The sequence below is a fragment of the Pseudomonas sp. MF6751 genome (genome assembly GCF_016613265.1).
Lineage (GTDB): Bacteria > Pseudomonadota > Gammaproteobacteria > Pseudomonadales > Pseudomonadaceae > Aquipseudomonas > Aquipseudomonas fluorescens_BV.
Map to the genome: position 1 here is coordinate 79122 of NZ_JAENSV010000009.1, position 17354 is coordinate 96475.

Genomic DNA, 17354 nt, shown 5'->3' on the forward strand with positions numbered 1-17354 from the left:
AAAGGAGCAAAAAAAGCGCGTTTGTCCTAAAACATACTTGGGTGCAACTTAATCGGCAGAAACTGGTTGCACCTTATTTGCTTTGTTGAATAGCATTCGCGCACCAAGGTGCAACCAACCCTCAGGGTGGGTTCATCGGCTGGCGGCTTTCCTGGGGAAACGCCAGTCATAAATGCGCGGCATGCAGGTTCGTCTATCCGGTTATCCACGGGTGGCCGTCCCCCATGACCGTCGCTACATAAAAACAAAGCCAGGGCGTCACTCCTATGAGCGTTAGTAATCCAACCCTGATCACGTTCGTGATCTACATCGCAGCAATGGTGCTGATCGGCCTGATGGCCTATCGCTCCACCAACAACCTTTCCGATTACATCCTGGGCGGCCGCAGCCTCGGTAGCGTGGTGACAGCCTTGTCCGCCGGTGCTTCCGACATGAGCGGCTGGCTGTTGATGGGCTTGCCGGGCGCGATCTACATGTCTGGTCTGTCGGAAAGCTGGATTGCCATCGGCCTGATCGTCGGTGCTTACCTCAACTGGTTGTTCGTGGCCGGCCGCCTGCGCGTGCAGACCGAACACAACGGCGACGCCCTGACCCTGCCGGATTACTTCTCCAGCCGCTTTGAAGATAAAAGCGGCCTGCTGCGGATCATCTCCGCCGTGGTGATCCTGGTGTTCTTCACCATCTACTGCGCCTCCGGCATCGTCGCCGGCGCCCGCCTGTTCGAAAGCACCTTCGGCATGTCCTACGAGACCGCGCTGTGGGCCGGTGCTGCGGCGACTATTGCCTACACCTTCATCGGTGGTTTCCTGGCAGTCAGCTGGACCGACACCGTGCAAGCCACGTTGATGATCTTCGCGCTGATCCTCACGCCGATCATCGTGCTGCTGGCCACCGGCGGCGTAGACACCACCTTCCTGGCCATTGAAGCCAAGGACCCGACCAGCTTCGACATGCTGAAAAACACCACCTTCATCGGCGTTATCTCGTTGATGGGCTGGGGCCTGGGCTACTTCGGCCAGCCGCACATCCTCGCGCGTTTCATGGCGGCGGACTCGGTTAAGTCGATCGCCAAGGCGCGTCGCATCTCCATGACCTGGATGATCCTGTGCTTGGGCGGCACCGTGGCGGTGGGCTTCTTCGGTATCGCTTACTTCTCGGCGCACCCGGAAGTGGCAGGCCCGGTGACTGAAAACCCAGAGCGTGTGTTTATCGAACTGGCCAAAATCCTGTTCAACCCCTGGGTTGCTGGTGTGTTGCTGTCGGCCATTCTGGCGGCTGTGATGAGCACCCTGAGCTGCCAACTGCTGGTGTGCTCCAGCGCCCTGACCGAAGACTTCTACAAGGCGTTCCTGCGCAAAGGCGCTTCCCAGCTTGAATTGGTATGGGTCGGGCGGCTGATGGTGCTGGTCGTGGCCTTGATCGCCATCGCCATGGCCGCCAACCCGGAAAACCGCGTACTGGGCCTGGTTAGCTACGCCTGGGCCGGTTTCGGTGCAGCCTTCGGCCCTGTGGTACTGATCTCGGTCATCTGGAAACACATGACCCGCAACGGCGCACTGGCCGGCATCCTGGTCGGCGCGATCACCGTGATCGTGTGGAAGCACTTCGAATTGCTGGGCCTGTACGAAATCATCCCAGGCTTCATCTTCGCCAGCCTGGCGATCTACTTCGTGAGCAAGATGGGCGCACCGACGGTGGGTATGGTCGAGCGTTTTGATGCTGCGGAAAAAGATTACAACTTGAACAAGTAATTCGCTGGGCGTTTAACGCCTGCTGAGCGAACAAGAAAGGCCCACGTCCGAAGGACGCTGGGCCTTTTTTTGTGTGGGCTGATTGGTGAAATTACCGTCGATGCCTGTGGGTTCCAGCGGTGCTCACGTAGGACCTTACTTATTTGCCGAGGCAGCGCTCGGCCAGGCGAACGGCTGGTGCAGAATCGGCCGCCCACCCTTCGCAGAGAAACACCGGATGTTCGCTCCTGCCAACCAACCTGCATTTACCCTGGCCCTGGATGGGGCGCCGAGTGATTTCGAGGTGTTCGCGTTCGACGGCACCGAGGCCATCAGCCAGCCCTATCGTTTTGAACTTGAGCTGGTCAGCGAGCAGCCGGATATCGACCTCGAGGGCTTGCTGCATCGCCAGGTGTACTTGGGCTTCGACGATCAGGGGCATGGCGTTCACGGCCTGGTGTATCGGGTTGCCCAGGGCGACTCGGGCCGGCGCCTGACGCGCTACCAGCTCAGCCTTGCGCCGCATCTGGCGTACCTGGCGCACAGCAGTCACCAGCGTATTTTCCAGCATAAGACGGTGCCGCAGATTGTTGCCCAAGTGCTGGCCGGGCAGGGGATTCACAGTGACCGCTTCGAGTTCCGGTTGAGCGGTGATTACCCTGAGCGTGAATATTGCGTGCAGTTCGGCGAGAGCGACCTGGCGTTCATCCAGCGCCTGTGTGCCGAGCTGGGTATTCACTATCACTTCCAGCATTCCTCCGAAGGGCACCTGCTGGTGTTTGGCGATGACCAGACCGTATTTGCCCAGGCAGATCAGCCCACGCCGTACCGGCCTGGTTCGGGAATGGTCGCCGCTAGCCCTGCGATCAAGCGCTTCACCTTGCAATTGGCGACCTGCACCACGGCGTTGAATCTTCGCGATTACGACTTTCGCAAACCCCATGTCGAGCTGGAAAGCGCAGCCGTCGATGAGTCATTGCCCAAGCTTGAAGCACAGCGCTACCCCGGCAACTTTTCCGACCGAGCCCATGGCCGATACCTCGCCCAGCGTGGCTTGGAGCGGCACCGCAGCGACTATCGCAGTGCCCATGGCCAGGGCGATGAGCTGGCGTTGGCCAGTGGTCGGTTTTTACAGTTGCGCGAGCACCCCCGCGAGGACTGGAATGACTTGTGGTTAGTGACGCAGGTGCGCCATGAAGGCAAACAACCGCAGGTGCTGGAGGAGGCGGTTACCGAGGAGGAGGGTGGGGAACTGCGCCAGGGGTATCGCAACACATTTGTCGCCGCGCCATGGGATGCGGTGTTTCGTCCGCCTTTGCCGGAGCAGCCGCGCCCGACGGTATCGGGGTATCAAAGCGCGGTGGTTACCGGCCCGGTTGACAGTGAGGTCCACTGTGACGAGTACGGCCGGGTCAAGGTGCAACTGGCCTGGGATCGTGTCGGTGAGCACAACGACCATTCCAGTTGCTGGCTGCGGGTAGCCAGCGGCTGGGCCCATGACCGTTATGGCGTGGTGCTGATCCCCCGGGTCGGTATGGAGGTGCTGGTGGGGTTCGTCAATGGCGACATGGACATGCCGCTGGTGGTGGGGTGCCTGCCCAACGCCGCCACGCCAGTGCCCCTCGACCTGCCCGCGGACAAGACCCGTAGTCTCTGGCGTAGCCAGAGCAGCCCTGGCGGTGGTGGCTACAACGAACTGCGTATCGAGGACCGCAAGGGGGCCGAGGAAATCTACCTGCGCGCCCAGCGGGACTGGACCCAACATGTGTTGCACGACCAGCAGGTACAGGTCGATAACCAGCGTCGCGTGCAGGTGGGCGGCGAGTCGCGCCATGAGTTGCGGGGCGAAGAGCAGCGCATCACCCACGGCAACCGTTTGACGCAGCTCGAGCAGGATGACCATCTAGTGGTTGGCGGTTCGCAGCACATGCGTGCCGGGCAAATCATTGCGCTGGGGGCCGGGCAAAGCATCATCATTGATGCGGGTGCCAGCGTGACGATCCAGGCGGGCGGGCAGTCGATCACGTTGTCAGCGGGCGGGATATTCAGCAGCGTGCCGATCCAGCTCGGCAGCGCGCCTGCCCCGACGCCGGCGCCGTTAATGCCCGGGTTGAAAGAGGCTGTATTGACAGCGATTCCCGCGCCGTTAAGCCGTGCACAAGTGGTCAGCCTGAAACGCAGCGCGCCGTTCTGCGAAGAATGCGAGCGCTGCAAGAACGGCCAGTGCGACATCGCCGCCCATACGCGGAGTGCGTCCTGATGCCCGCGCTCTTGACGCCCAATGCCTGGCTGGCGCACTACCCGTTGCAGCCTGATGAACAGCTGTACGCCGTGCTGGGCAATGCCAGCGACGCCAAGCCGCTCGCCGCCTGGCAAGCCACGGCCGCTGCAAAGATGCCGCATCCGATCTGGGCGGGCACGGCCTACGCTGACTGGGATGAGGTCATGCCCTACGTTGGCATCGTTGAGCCGAGCAGTGCTTTTCTCGATTGGATAGCCACCACCCAAGCGTCGGATTGGGGCTGGCTGGCGGTCTCATCCAGCCCCCTGGAGGTGGTGATCGCGCATTTGATGGGGTTGACCCAGGTGTACCTGCCGGAAAGCCAACCGGTGTTTTTGCGTTTCTGGGACGGCGTGCACCTTTTGCCGATGTTGCAGCTATTAGGCGACGAGGCCGGGCGCGTATTGCCAGTGTTCCAGCGCTACTTGATCAACGGCCAGCCGCTGTCGGTGGCGGCCAAACCCGTCACTGCGGCCCCGGCCAGCCCCTGGTGGCAGGTACCGGCATCGTTGCTCAAGCATATGGCGCAACATTCACCAAAGGTGCTGGTCGACAATCTGCTGCAATGGCTCCAGGAGCAGCGCCCTGACCTCTATACCGCGTTTACGCCAGCGATCTTGCAGCACAAGATCATCTATTTCGCACGCAGGCCGCAAATCAGCCATGGGGCATTGGCTGATTACCTTGCCTCGCAGCTCAGTTGAGCCCCTGGCGATAGCGTGACGTCCGTGCCGCCCGCCATGCGGCCCTGCACCTTTGCACCGGTAGAAGGTAAACTTCGCCCCCTGCGCAGGAGCAATCATGAATTATCGTCACGCCTTTCACGCCGGCAACCATGCCGATGTCTTCAAGCACTTGACCTTGACCCGCCTCATCGCCCTGATGTCGCGCAAGGAACAGCCGTTCGCCTACCTCGACACTCACGCAGGCATTGGCTTGTACGACTTGCAGGGCGACCAGGCCAACCGCACCGGTGAGTACCTGGAAGGCATCGCCCGCCTGTGGGGCGCAAGCGACCTGCCGCCGCTTACCGCCGACTATATGCGCGTGTTGCACGAGATGAACCCGGACGGCCAGTTGCGCTACTACCCCGGCTCGCCGGAACTGGCGCGCCGCCTCACGCGGCCCCAGGACCGTGTGCTGCTCAATGAGAAGCACCCTGAAGATGGCGTGCTGCTCAAGGACAACATGAAGGGTGATCGCCGCGTCAAAGTGCACCTGGGCGAAGGCTGGCACGTGCCACGGGCCTTGCTGCCAGTGCCGGAAAAGCGCGCGCTGATGCTGATCGACCCACCGTTTGAAAAACTCGACGAAATGCAGCGTTGTGCGGCATCCCTCAAGGAGGCCGTCAGCCGTATGCGCCAGACGGTCGCGGCGATCTGGTACCCGGTGAAAGACCAGCGCATGTTGCGCCGTTTCTATCAGGACCTGGCCGGTACCGGTGCGCCGAAGCTGCTGCGTGTGGAGTTGCTGGTGCATCCGCTGGATACGCCCAATACCCTCACCGGCTCGGGCCTGGCGATTGCCAACCCGCCGTGGGGCCTGGAAGAGGAATTGCGTGAGTTGCTGCCGTGGTTGTCCAAGCAACTGGGCCAGACCCAGGGTGGCTGGCAGATGGATTGGTTGATCGCCGAGTAACCGCCTTTCCAGCCAAACACAACCCAATGTGGGAGGGGGCTTGCCCCCGATTGCTGAGTATCAGCCACTACATCCGTAACTGACACTCCGCTATCGGGGGCAAGCCCCCTCCCACATTTGGTTTATGTTGACCCTAGATCGGGCAGGTCACGCCTGTGCCGCCGATCCCGCAGTAACCCTGGGGATTCTTCGCCAGGTACTGCTGGTGATACGCCTCGGCGAAGTACACCGTCGGGGCCTCTTCGATTTCCGTGGTGATCTCACCCAGGCCGGCCTTGCTCAGCTCTTGCTGATACGCCTCAGCACTGGCCTTGGCTGCCGCCAGTTGCTCAGGTGTGGTGGCGTAGATCACCGAACGGTACTGGCTGCCGATGTCGTTGCCCTGGCGCATGCCCTGGGTCGGGTTGTGCAGTTCCCAGAACATTTTCAGCAGGTCTTCGTATTTCACCTTGGCCTGGTCATACACCACCAGCACCACTTCGCTATGGCCGGTCAGGCCCGAGCAGACTTCTTCATAAGTCGGGTTGGGCGTAAAGCCGCCGGCGTAGCCAACCACGGTGCTGACCACGCCGTCGCGCTGCCAGAACTTGCGTTCTGCGCCCCAGAAGCAGCCCAGGCCGAAGATCGCAAAGCCGACATCATCCAGGAACGGGCCCAGCAGTGGGTTGCCGTTGACGAAGTGCGTTTCGGGCAACTTCATCGGGGTTTCACGACCAGGCAACGCTTGTTCTTGAGTAGGCAGCACGTTTTTGTTCACCAGAATTTCCGAGCGCAAGACCATGATCAGTCCTCTCGTCAGGTTGAGTAACAGTAAATTGTCAGACAGCCAGTGTGCCCGAGTGTTACAGCGCTGTCAGGCGATTGGCCCGCGTGGGTAGCGTTTAAGCCTCTGCATCAGCTCGGCACCCGGGATCGGGCGGTCGAACAGGTAGCCCTGGCCCACGTCGCAACGGTGCCGGCGCAGGAACGCCAACTGCTCAGCGGTTTCGATGCCTTCGGCCACGACCTTGAGTTTGAGGTTGTGGGCCATGGCGATCACCGCCGAGGTGATTTCCATGTCGTCCTGGTTGTCCGGGATTTCATGGATAAAGCTGCGATCAATCTTAATGATGTCGATGGGGAATTTTTTCAAGTAGCTCAGCGACGAGTAACCGGTACCGAAGTCGTCCATCGCCAGGGTCAGGCCGAAGCTCTTGAGCTGGTCCAGTTGCAGGCGCGTATCTTCAGTGGCTTCCAGCAGCAAACCTTCGGTCAGCTCCAGCTCCAGCAGGTTGGCCGGCAGCTGTTCCTCCTTGAGGATGGTGGCAATCGAGGCCACCAGGTCCGGATCGGAGAATTGCTTGGGCGACAGGTTGATGGCCACCTGCAAGTTGCCCAGGCCTGCGGCCGTCAATTGCCGGCTCATGCGGCAGGCCTGGCGCGCGATCCATTTGCCGATGGGGATAATCAGCCCAGTTTCTTCAGCCACGCTGATGAACTGGTCGGGACGGATCATGCCTTTTTCCGGGTGGTTCCAGCGCAACAGCGCTTCCATGCCCAGCAGGCGGCCGCTGCGCAGGCATAGCTTGGGCTGGTAGAACACGTCCAGCTCGTTCTGGGTCAGGGCACGGCGCAGGTTGTTTTCCACGAATAGCTTGTAGCTGGCCTCGGCATTCAGCGCTTCGGTAAACACTTGCACCTGGTGCTTACCGTTGGCTTTGGCCTTGTGCAGGGCCAGGCCGGCGTTGCGCATCAGGGTCTGTGGGTCGCGGCCATGCAGCGGCGCGCAGGCCAGGCCCACGGAACCGGTGACGCTGATCAACTGGTTGTCGACGAACATCGGCTTGTCGAGGGTGGTCAGTAACTGGCTGGCCACCTGCTGGCCGGTCTCAAGGTCGGCATCGTCCAACAGCACCGCGAATTCGTTACTGGCAAAGCGTGCCAGGCTGCCGCCGCTGCTCAAGCTGTTGCGCAGGCGGCGCGCCAGGCTGATCAGCAACTTGTCGCCAGTCTGGTGGCCGAGGCTGTCGTTGATGCGCTTGAAGTTGTCGATGTCCACCAACAGCAGGCTGATCGGGCTGTCGCTGTCGCGGGCAAAGCGCTCGTCGAGGTTGCGAATGAACGCGGGGCGATTGCCCAGGTTGGTCAGGTTGTCGGTGTAGGCCAGGCGTTCGATGCGCTGCTGCGCCAGCTTGGTCTGGGTGATGTCTTCGTAGATGCCGATGTAGTGGGTCAGCTCGCGGTTGTCGCCATACACCTTGGAAATCGACAGCTGGCCCCAGTAGGGTTCCAGGTTTTTGCGGCGGCTCTTGAACTCGCCTTGCCAGCTGTTGCTTTTGGCCAAGGCCGAAGGCGCGTCGAACAGCAATTCGCTGAGGTTCTCCAGAGCTGGCAGTTGGGCCAGGCGATGGCCGTGGACTTCTTCGGCGCTGTATTGGGTAATCGCGGTGAAGCTGGGGTTGACGTACTCCACCACGCCGTCGCAATTGACCAGCAAAAACGCGTTGGCGCTTTGCTCTACGGCGCGCTGGAACAGGTGCAGGGCGCTCGTGGCAGTGCGGCGGTTGTGGTTGTTGATGACCTGGGCGAACTGGTCTGCCAGCTCGCCGGCGAATGCGATTTCATCGGACTGCCAGGCGCGCGGGCTGCCACCTTGCTCCAGGCACAGCACGCCGACGACCTGGCCGTCGACACGGATGCTGGCGTCGAGCATCGCGTGGATGTCCTTGGCGCGCAGGCTTTCGGCCATTTCCCGGGTGCGTGGGTCGCGCAGGGCGTGGGTGGCGTCGATGGCGCGGCTGGAGTGCAGGGCCTCCAGATAATCCGGGAAGCCGCTGGCATCAATGGCTTCAGGCAGATGGTGTTGTTGATCGGCGCGGTGATAGGCGGAGATCGGTACCAGATGATGGCCTTCGAGGTTCCAGATGCTGGCGCAGTCGATCTGGTAAATGTCGCAGGCGCTGCGCGTGATCAGCTCAGCGGCTTCTTGCAGGGAGTTGGGCGTGGTATAGCGTTGGCGCGCCAGCAGCAGGATCAATTCCTGCTGGGCGCGCACTCGCTCCAGGTGTTGCAACTGTTCCTGCTGCGCTCGCTGGTTGAGCTCCAGGGCGATTTGCAGGCGGCTGTTCTGGTTTTCCAAGTCGACGGTGGGGGCGGGCGCGCTGGTCTCGCTGAACAGCCCCTCGACCACCATCAGGTAGCCGCGCACCAGGTGGCGGTTATGTTGTTTGTAGGCCTCGCCCATCTCCAGCACGCTCAGCGGTCCGTCATGGGTGTGCAGGGTGTAGCGCACCAGATAATGGGGGCTGTGGGCCAGTTGTTGCTGAATCGCATCGTGCAACTGGTAGCGCGCCTGGGGTTCCATCAGGCTGGCGTAGGGCGTGCCGATCAAGGCGCAGAGTTCAACCGCCGGCAGGCCGAACTGGCGTTCGCAATTGGGATCGAGGTAGAGCAGGGCCCAGCTTGCCTCATTAAGCCGCTCGAAACGCAGCATACCGAGGCGCGAAGGCACCGGTAATTGCGTCACTACCTCGGCCGCCATACGGGCGACATCGGGTTGGCTTTTCATGGGGAAACTCGCTTGGGAAAATGCGCACTGCGCTGGGCTCACGCCCTCTTGACTGTCGACTGCGGCAAGGTTGCATCATGCAGGACGCAGTGACAAGAGAGGATGAAGGCTAAGTGCTATAAGCCTGTTATCGGCCGCGCGAGGGATTTCTGTAATTGGGGTGATCAGTGGTGCGTTGACGCAGGTAGGGTGCTTGCGTGTGGCGAGCAAGCTTGCTTGCGCTGGGCTGCGCAGCGGCCCCAAAATCTTGGGAGCGCTTCGCACTCCAGCGGGAGCAAGCTCCCTCGCCACAGCAAGCTCGCTCCTACAAAAGACAGGCAAAAAAAGCCCCGCCAAGTGGCGGGGTTGAGGTACGAGCGTGGCGCTCGGAAATCGGTGTGGCAAGGGCCTTCCAGGTAACGGGAAGGCCCTGCGACTTACAGCAGGATGGTGCGGATGTCGTTCAGCAGCTGGCTCAGGCGCTGGGTGAAGCGCGCAGCCGCAGCGCCGTTGATCACACGGTGATCGTAGGACAGCGACAGTGGCAGCATCAGCTTGGGTTGGAACGCTTTACCGTCCCACACAGGCTGGATGGTGGCCTTGGACACACCCAGGATCGCCACTTCCGGCGCGTTGACGATTGGCGTGAAGCCAGTGCCGCCAATGTGGCCGAGGCTGGAGATGGTGAAGCAGGCGCCCTGCATGTCGTCCGGGGTGAGCTTTTTGTCGCGGGCCTTGGCAGCCAGCGCAGCCGCTTCGCCAGCGAGTTGCAGGAGGCTCTTCTGATCGACGTTCTTGATGACCGGTACCAGCAGGCCATCCGGGGTGTCGACCGCAAAGCCGATGTGCACGTACTTCTTGCGAATGATCGCTTTGCCGCTTGGCGCCAGCGAGCTGTTGAAGTCCGGCAGTTCCTTGAGCAGGTGTGCGCAGGCCTTGAGCAGCAGTGGCAGCACGGTCAGCTTCACGCCGGCCTTCTCGGCCACGGCTTTCTGCGCAACGCGGAACGCTTCCAGGTCGGTGATATCGGCCTGGTCGAATTGAGTCACGTGCGGAATGTTCAGCCAGCTGGCGTGCAGGCCTGCCGCGCCGATTTGCATCAGGCGGGTCATCGGCACTTCTTCGATTTCGCCGAAGCGGCTGAAATCTACGGTACGGATCGGCGGAATGCCCGAACCACCGGTAGCGCCGCCGGCAGCCGGAGCTTCCTTGGCTTTTTGCATCATGGCTTTGACGTAAACCTGCACGTCTTCCTTCAGCACACGGCCGTGAGGGCCGCTGGCCGCGACGGCGCTCAGCTCGACGCCGAACTCGCGGGCCAACTGACGCACGGCTGGGCCGGCGTGAACCTTGGCACCGCTTGGCGCAGGTGCAGCCGCCGCAGGGGCTGGCGCAGCTTCGGCTTTTGCGGCCGGTGCAGGGGCAGCAGCGGCAGGTGCCGCTTCAGCCTTGGCAGCCGGAGCAGCAGCCGGTGCTGGTGCGGCGGCTGGCGCAGCACCTTGTACTTTGAGCTTGAGGATGAAGTCACCGGTGCCGACTTCGTCTTCCAGCTTGACCGCGATGCTTTCCACTACGCCTGCAGCCGGCGATGGGATCTCCATGGAGGCCTTGTCGGACTCCAGGGTGATCAGCGACTGGTCGGCTTCGACGGTGTCGCCGACCTTGACCAGCAGCTCGATGATCTTGGCCTTGCCCGACGAACCGATGTCCGGGACGTGAATGTCCTGGACGGTCGCGGCGGCAGGTGCAGCGGCCGGGGCTGGAGCAGCCTCGGCAGCGGCAGGCTTTTCAGCAGCAGGTGCAGGTGCAGCGGCGGCCGGAGCCGCGGCCGCAGGGGCTGCATCAGCAGCGCCTTCGATTTCCAGCTCCAGCAGTTCGTCGCCTTCCTTCAGGCGGTCGCCCAGCTTCACTTTCAGGCTCTTGACCACGCCGGCCTTGGGAGCAGGGATTTCCATGCTCGCCTTGTCCGACTCCAGGGTCAGGATGCTCTGGTCGGCTTCGACGGTGTCGCCGACCTTCACAAACAGCTCGATTACTTCACCTTCACCGCTGCCGATGTCAGGTACGCGAATGAGTTCGCTCACAAAAAATCTCCTCAGCAGTCCAGTGGGTTGCGTTTTTCCGGGTTGATCCCGAACTTGACGATGGCGTCAGCCACCACCTTGGGTTCGATCTCACCACGGTCAGCCAAGGCTTCCAGGGCTGCCAACACCACGAAGTGACGGTCGACTTCGAAGAAGTGACGCAGCTTTTTGCGGCTGTCACTGCGGCCGAAACCATCGGTGCCCAGGACTTTGAATTCCTTGGACGGGACCCACTGGCGAATTTGTTCTGCAAACAGTTTCATGTAGTCGGTAGAGGCAATGACTGGACCCTTACGGCCGGCCAGGCACTCTTCGACGTAGCTCTTGGCTGGCTTCTGGCCAGGGTGCAGACGGTTGCTGCGCTCCACGGCCAGGCCGTCGCGGCGCAGTTCGTTGAAGCTGGTAACGCTCCATACGTCGGCACCTACATTGAACTCGTCACGCAGGATCTTCGCCGCTTCACGTACTTCACGCAGGATGGTGCCGGAGCCCATCAGCTGTACGTGGTGCGCCGCTTCCTTGGTGTCTTCTTCGAGCAGGTACATGCCCTTGATGATGCCTTCTTCCACACCGGCCGGCATGGCTGGCTGCTGGTAGGACTCGTTCATCACGGTGATGTAGTAGAAAACGTCCTGCTGCTCTTCGGTCATCTTCTTCATGCCGTCCTGGATGATCACCGCCAGCTCATAGCCGTAGGTTGGATCAAAGGTGCGGCAGTTCGGGATGGTGGCAGCCAGGATGTGGCTGTGACCGTCTTCGTGTTGCAGGCCTTCGCCGTTCAGCGTGGTGCGGCCGGCGGTGCCGCCGATCAGGAAGCCACGGGTGCGGCTGTCGCCAGCGGCCCAGGCCAGGTCGCCGATACGCTGGAAGCCGAACATCGAGTAGAAGATGTAGAACGGCAGCATTGGCTGGTTGTGGCTGGAGTACGAAGTACCGGCAGCGATGAAGGAGCTCATGGCGCCCGCTTCGTTGATGCCTTCTTCGAGGATCTGGCCCTTCTTGTCTTCCTTGTAGAACATCACCTGGTCTTTATCGACTGGCTCGTAGAGCTGGCCGACGGAGGAGTAGATGCCCAACTGACGGAACATGCCTTCCATACCGAAGGTACGGGCTTCGTCCGGGATGATCGGGACGATGCGCGGGCCGATGTCCTTGTCCTTGACCAGCTGCGCCAGGATGCGCACGAAGGCCATGGTGGTGGAGATTTCACGGTCGCCCGAGCCGTCAAGGATAGCCTTGAGGGTGCTCAGGTCTGGCGTCGGTACGCTGAAGCTGTTGGCACGGCGCTGTGGCACGAAACCGCCCAGTGCGCTGCGACGCTCGCTCAGGTAGCGGGCTTCGGCGCTGTTTGGCTCCGGCTTGAAGAACGGCAGGTTCTCCAGCTCTTCGTCCTTGACTGGGATGTCGAAGCGGTCGCGGAACAACTTCAGGCTGTCGACATCGACTTTCTTGGTGTTGTGCGCGGTGTTCTTCGCTTCGCCGGCACCGGTGCCATAACCCTTGATGGTCTTGGCCAGGATGACGGTGGGTTGTTCTTTGTGGTTGACCGCTTCGTGGTACGCCGCGTAGACCTTGTACGGGTCGTGGCCGCCACGGTTGAGCTTCCAGATTTCGTCGTCGGACAGGTCGGCAACCATGGCCTTGAGTTCAGGCGTGTTGAAGAAGTGCTCGCGGACGAACGCGCCGTCTTTGGCCTTGTAGTTCTGGTACTCGCCGTCGATGACTTCGTCCATGCGACGTTGCAGGATACCGTCGACGTCCTTGGCCAGCAGTGGGTCCCAGAAACGGCCCCAGATGACTTTGGTCACGTTCCACTGAGCACCGCGGAACACGCCTTCGAGTTCCTGGATGATCTTGCCGTTGCCGCGAACCGGGCCGTCGAGGCGCTGCAGGTTGCAGTTGATGACGAAGATCAGGTTGTCGAGCTTCTCGCGGCCGGCCAGGGAGATGGCGCCCAGGGATTCCGGCTCGTCGCACTCGCCGTCGCCCAGGAAGCACCAGACTTTCTGCTTGCCTTCCGGAATGAAGCCGCGGGCTTCCAGGTACTTCATGAAACGTGCCTGGTAGATCGCCTGGATCGGGCCCAGACCCATGGAAACGGTCGGGAACTGCCAGAAATCAGGCATCAGCCAAGGGTGCGGGTAGGACGACAGGCCCTGACCGTCGACTTCCTGGCGGAAGTTGTTCATTTGTTCTTCGCTGATGCGACCTTCCATGAACGCACGGGCGTAGACGCCTGGCGAGGTGTGGCCCTGGAAGTAGATCAGGTCGCCGCCGTGTTCGTCGGTCGGGGCCTGGAAGAAGTAGTTGAAGCCGATGTCATACAGGGTTGCGCTGGAAGCGAAGCTGGAAATGTGACCGCCCAGGTCCGAATCTTTCAAGTTCGTGCGCATTACCATCGCCATGGCGTTCCAACGTACCAGCGAGCGAATGCGGCGTTCCATGAACAGGTCGCCAGGCATGCGTGCTTCGTGGGTAACGGGGATGGTGTTGCGGTATGGCGTAGTGATGGCGTAAGGCAGTTGCGAGCCGCTGCGGGTCGCGAGTTCGCCCATACGGGTCATCAGGTAGTGAGCACGGTCTTCGCCTTCTTTGTCGAGAACCGATTCCAGGGCGTCCAGCCATTCCTGGGTTTCGACGGGATCGAGGTCTTGCATGGCTTGCTCCAGGGCGGAAAGGCTACCAGAATCGGTTGCCTGAAGTTTGCGACTGGCCTTGTGGGCAGACGACATAAATTCTTGGATGGCCGAAGGTTGCTTCGGCGTCCTGTAGTTTTACTACAAATCGTCGGCCATTTCAGCCTTTCGAATGTATATACGAGTAGTAAAACTACACAAGACTGAGCGTATGGCTCGGTCTTGCTGGTGAGCATAATCGTTATTGTTGGTCTATTGCGAACAAGAAAAGGTGAAACTTTGATGTTGCCTGCCAAGATTAATTTAATTTCAGCTATTTCTAACCTTTGTTCGACAGTCCTTCACCGAGCATGGCTCTTGCCTTCACAACTACACGCCATTTACACGCCGATCAAGGATAGACCATGAGCCTTCCAACGCTGGCCGAACTGCCGGCCATTCTGTTGCCTTACGCCAACCGGGCCGAGCAGTCATTTCGTGACGCGGTGGCCGCGCTGGATGACGATCATGGCCTTTCTGCGTGGACGCCGCAACGGTGGGCCGACTTCGCCCGCGTGTGCGCCGCCAGTGATTTCGTCATTGAACAGAGTGTTCGTGACCCTTTGATGTTGCTGGAGCTGGTGGCCTGGGGCGAGCTGGACCGCGGCTTTGCGCCCGGCGAGCTATGCAGCCAGATAGCCGGTGCGGTGCAACAGGCCGAAACAGAAGATGAACTGGGCCGCGTGCTGCGCCGCCAACGCACGCGCCAGCAGGTGCGCATCATCTGGCGCGACCTCACACGCCAGGCCGACCTGGTGCAAACCTGTCGCGATCTGTCCGACATGGCCGACGCCTGCATCGACCAGGCCTATCAATGGCTGTACCAGCGCCACTGCGCCCAGTTCGGCACGCCGACCGGAGCGCGCAGCGGCGAGGCACAGCACATGGTCATCCTCGGCATGGGCAAGCTCGGTGCGGTGGAACTGAACCTGTCGTCGGATATCGACCTGATCTTCGCCTACCCCGAGGGCGGCGAGACGGTGGGCGTGAAGCGCGCCCTGGATAATCAGGAGTTCTTTATTCGCCTGGGTCAAAAACTGATCAAGGCCCTGGACCCGATGACCGTCGACGGTTTTGTCTTCCGCGTCGACATGCGCCTGCGCCCCTACGGTTCGGCCGGCGCCCTGGTGCTCAGCTTCAACGCGCTGGAGCAGTACTACCAGGACCAGGGCCGGGACTGGGAGCGCTACGCCATGATCAAGGCGCGGGTGGTGGCCGGCGACCAGGCGGCTGGCGCGCAACTGCTCGACATGCTGCGCCCGTTTGTCTATCGCCGTTATCTGGACTTCTCGGCCATCGAAGCGCTGCGCACCATGAAGCAACTGATCCAGCAGGAAGTGCGGCGCAAGGGCATGGCCGACAATATCAAGCTGGGCGCGGGCGGCATTCGTGAGGTGGAATTTATCGCGCAGGCATTCCAGCTGATCCATGGCGGCCGCGACCTCAGCCTGCAGCAACGCCCGCTGTTGAACGTGCTGGGCACGCTGGAAGGCCAGGGTTATTTGCCCGCAGCGGTGATCAGCGAGCTGCGCAGCGGTTACCAGTTCCTGCGCTACACCGAACATGCGATCCAGGCGATTGCCGACCGCCAGACGCAAATGCTGCCGGACAGCCCCGAAGACCAGGCGCGCATTGCCTTTATGCTGGGCTTCAGTGACTGGGCCGCGTTTCACGAGCGCCTGATGTACTGGCGTGGCCGTGTGGACTGGCACTTTCGCCAGGTGATTGCCGACCCTGATGAAGAAGAGGGCGAAGAAAGCGAATTGGTGGTCGGTGGTGAATGGCTGCCGTTGTGGGAGGAGTCCCAGGATGACGACGCCGCGTGCCGCCAGCTGAGTGAAGGCGGTTTCACCGATGCCCCCAAGGCCCTCAAGGCCTTGGCCAGCCTGCGTGCCAGCCCGCAGTTGCGCGCCATGCAGCGCCTGGGGCGCGAGCGCCTGGATGCGTTCATCCCGCGCCTGCTGGCCCAGGCCGTTGAACATGCCAACCCCGACCTGGTGCTGGAACGCGTATTGCCGCTGGTAGAAGCCGTGGCCCGGCGTTCGGCCTACCTGGTGTTGCTGACCGAGAACCCCGACGCCCTGCGTCGCCTGCTGACATTGTGCGCAGCCAGCCCTTGGATCGCCGAGCAGATCACCCGTTTCCCGCTGTTGCTGGATGAATTACTCAACGAAGGCCGCTTGTTCAAGCCGCCGCTGGCGCCGGAGCTGGCCGCTGAGTTGCGCGAGCGCCTCACGCGCATTCCCGAAGATGACCTTGAGCAACAAATGGAAGCCTTGCGCCATTTCAAGCTGGCGCACCGCCTGCGGGTGGCCGCTTCCGAAATCGCCGGCAGCCTGCCGTTGATGAAGGTCAGCGACTACCTCACCTGGCTGGCCGAAGCGATTCTTGAACAAGTGCTGGCCCTGGCCTGGCGCCAGACGGTCGCCCGTCACGGCTCGCCACAGCGCCTGGACGGCACCCTGTGCGATCCTGGGTTCATCATTGTCGGTTATGGGAAAGTCGGCGGCATCGAACTGGGGCATGGTTCGGACCTGGACCTGGTGTTTATCCATGACGGCGACCCCCAGGCCGAGACGGACGGTGCCAAGCCGATCGATGGCGCGCAATTCTTTACACGCCTGGGCCAGCGCATCATTCACCTGCTGACCACCCAGACCAACTCCGGCCAGTTGTATGAAGTGGACATGCGCCTGCGACCTTCCGGCGCATCCGGCTTGTTGGTGAGTTCCCTGGGGGCGTTTGATCGCTATCAACAAAATGAAGCCTGGACCTGGGAACATCAGGCCCTGATCCGCGCACGGGTGCTGGTGGGCAGCCAGGACGTGGGCCAGGCGTTCGAGCAGGTACGGGCTAACGTGTTGGGGCGTGAGCGGGACTTGGAGAAGCTGCGCCAGGAGGTCAGCGAGATGCGTGCCAAGATGCGTGACAACCTGGGCACCAAGGCCACGACGGCCGGCAGGGGCGCCAATGCCTTCGAGGCCACGGCGCTGTTCGACCTCAAGCAGGACGCCGGAGGTATCGTCGATATTGAATTTATGGTGCAATACGCGGCTTTGGCGTGGTCTGCGCAACATCCATCGTTGCTGCGCTACACCGACAATATCCGCATTCTGGAGGGCCTGGAGCAGGTCGGGCTGATGCCCGCCGCCGATGCCCATTTGCTGCGTGAAGTGTACAAGGCCTACCGCTCAGCCGCGCACCGCCAGGCTTTGCAGAACGAGGCCGGTACGGTAGCCGGGGACCAGTTCGCCGACGAGCGGCGACAGGTGATGCGAATCTGGCAGGTGCTGGGCTTAAATTGAAATTCGACTGATTGGCGACGCCAATTTTTATATGGGATGCGGATTAATGTGGGAGCCGGGCTTGCCCGCGATACAGGCGCCTCGGTTTATCAGGGATACCGAGGTGATGCGATCG

The 17354-nt window shown here is 61.5% G+C and carries 9 protein-coding genes; 5 read left to right on the top strand and 4 right to left on the bottom strand.

From position 1 onward, the window contains the following. Positions 1–266: 266 nt before the first annotated feature. The 4 genes from putP (at position 267) to JJD66_RS10630 (ending at position 5649) form a co-directional block, all read left to right on the top strand. Complete coding sequence (gene putP, locus JJD66_RS10615; RefSeq protein ID WP_105225518.1) at positions 267–1751, top strand: sodium/proline symporter PutP; 1485 nt, start codon at positions 267–269, stop codon at positions 1749–1751. Between the two features lie 217 nt (positions 1752–1968). Next, positions 1969–3990: a type VI secretion system Vgr family protein gene (locus tag JJD66_RS10620; protein WP_200648113.1), complete on the top strand. Its 2022-nt coding sequence runs from the start codon at positions 1969–1971 to the stop codon at positions 3988–3990. Continuing rightward, entirely contained in the window at positions 3990–4715 is a 726-nt protein-coding gene (locus tag JJD66_RS10625) for a DUF4123 domain-containing protein (RefSeq protein ID WP_200648114.1), read from the top strand. The genes JJD66_RS10620 and JJD66_RS10625 overlap by 1 nt, the downstream gene beginning before the upstream one ends. Before the next feature lie 97 nt (positions 4716–4812). Then, positions 4813–5649, top strand: a complete 837-nt coding sequence (locus JJD66_RS10630; protein ID WP_032893901.1) for a 23S rRNA (adenine(2030)-N(6))-methyltransferase RlmJ — start codon at positions 4813–4815, stop codon at positions 5647–5649. A gap of 133 nt (positions 5650–5782) precedes the next feature. Here JJD66_RS10630 and msrA read toward each other — a convergent pair whose 3' ends face one another. The 4 genes from msrA to aceE form a co-directional block, all read right to left on the bottom strand. Beyond that, the gene (gene msrA, locus JJD66_RS10635; protein ID WP_014716620.1) at positions 5783–6430 is read right to left on the bottom strand and encodes a peptide-methionine (S)-S-oxide reductase MsrA; all 648 of its coding nucleotides are present in this window, start codon (positions 6428–6430) and stop codon (positions 5783–5785) included. 72 nt (positions 6431–6502) lie between these two features. Continuing rightward, entirely contained in the window at positions 6503–9196 is a 2694-nt protein-coding gene (locus tag JJD66_RS10640; RefSeq protein ID WP_200648115.1) for a putative bifunctional diguanylate cyclase/phosphodiesterase, read from the bottom strand. A 416-nt stretch (positions 9197–9612) separates the two neighbouring features. Next, positions 9613–11259: a dihydrolipoyllysine-residue acetyltransferase gene (gene aceF / locus JJD66_RS10645; protein WP_054918893.1), complete on the bottom strand. Its 1647-nt coding sequence runs from the start codon at positions 11257–11259 to the stop codon at positions 9613–9615. Positions 11260–11270: 11 nt separating this feature from the next. After that, positions 11271–13916, bottom strand: a complete 2646-nt coding sequence (aceE, locus tag JJD66_RS10650) for a pyruvate dehydrogenase (acetyl-transferring), homodimeric type (protein ID WP_003187985.1) — start codon at positions 13914–13916, stop codon at positions 11271–11273. Positions 13917–14299: 383 nt separating this feature from the next. Here aceE and glnE point away from each other — a divergent pair, with 383 nt between their 5' ends. Continuing rightward, a complete protein-coding gene (glnE, locus tag JJD66_RS10655; protein WP_200648116.1) occupies positions 14300–17239 on the top strand; it encodes a bifunctional [glutamate--ammonia ligase]-adenylyl-L-tyrosine phosphorylase/[glutamate--ammonia-ligase] adenylyltransferase in 2940 nt (979 codons plus the stop codon). The last annotated feature ends 115 nt before the right edge of the window (positions 17240–17354 follow it).

What these genes read in the sequence shown, in the direction of transcription:
- aceE (WP_003187985.1), bottom strand. Translation starts at nt 13,916, where the DNA reads ATGCAAGACCTCGATCCCGTCGAAACCCAGGAATGGCTGGACGCCCTG.
- putP (WP_105225518.1), top strand. Translation starts at nt 267, where the DNA reads ATGAGCGTTAGTAATCCAACCCTGATCACGTTCGTGATCTACATCGCA.
- JJD66_RS10640 (WP_200648115.1), bottom strand. Translation starts at nt 9,196, where the DNA reads ATGAAAAGCCAACCCGATGTCGCCCGTATGGCGGCCGAGGTAGTGACG.
- msrA (WP_014716620.1), bottom strand. Translation starts at nt 6,430, where the DNA reads ATGGTCTTGCGCTCGGAAATTCTGGTGAACAAAAACGTGCTGCCTACT.
- JJD66_RS10620 (WP_200648113.1), top strand. Translation starts at nt 1,969, where the DNA reads ATGTTCGCTCCTGCCAACCAACCTGCATTTACCCTGGCCCTGGATGGG.
- glnE (WP_200648116.1), top strand. Translation starts at nt 14,300, where the DNA reads ATGAGCCTTCCAACGCTGGCCGAACTGCCGGCCATTCTGTTGCCTTAC.
- JJD66_RS10625 (WP_200648114.1), top strand. Translation starts at nt 3,990, where the DNA reads ATGCCCGCGCTCTTGACGCCCAATGCCTGGCTGGCGCACTACCCGTTG.
- JJD66_RS10630 (WP_032893901.1), top strand. Translation starts at nt 4,813, where the DNA reads ATGAATTATCGTCACGCCTTTCACGCCGGCAACCATGCCGATGTCTTC.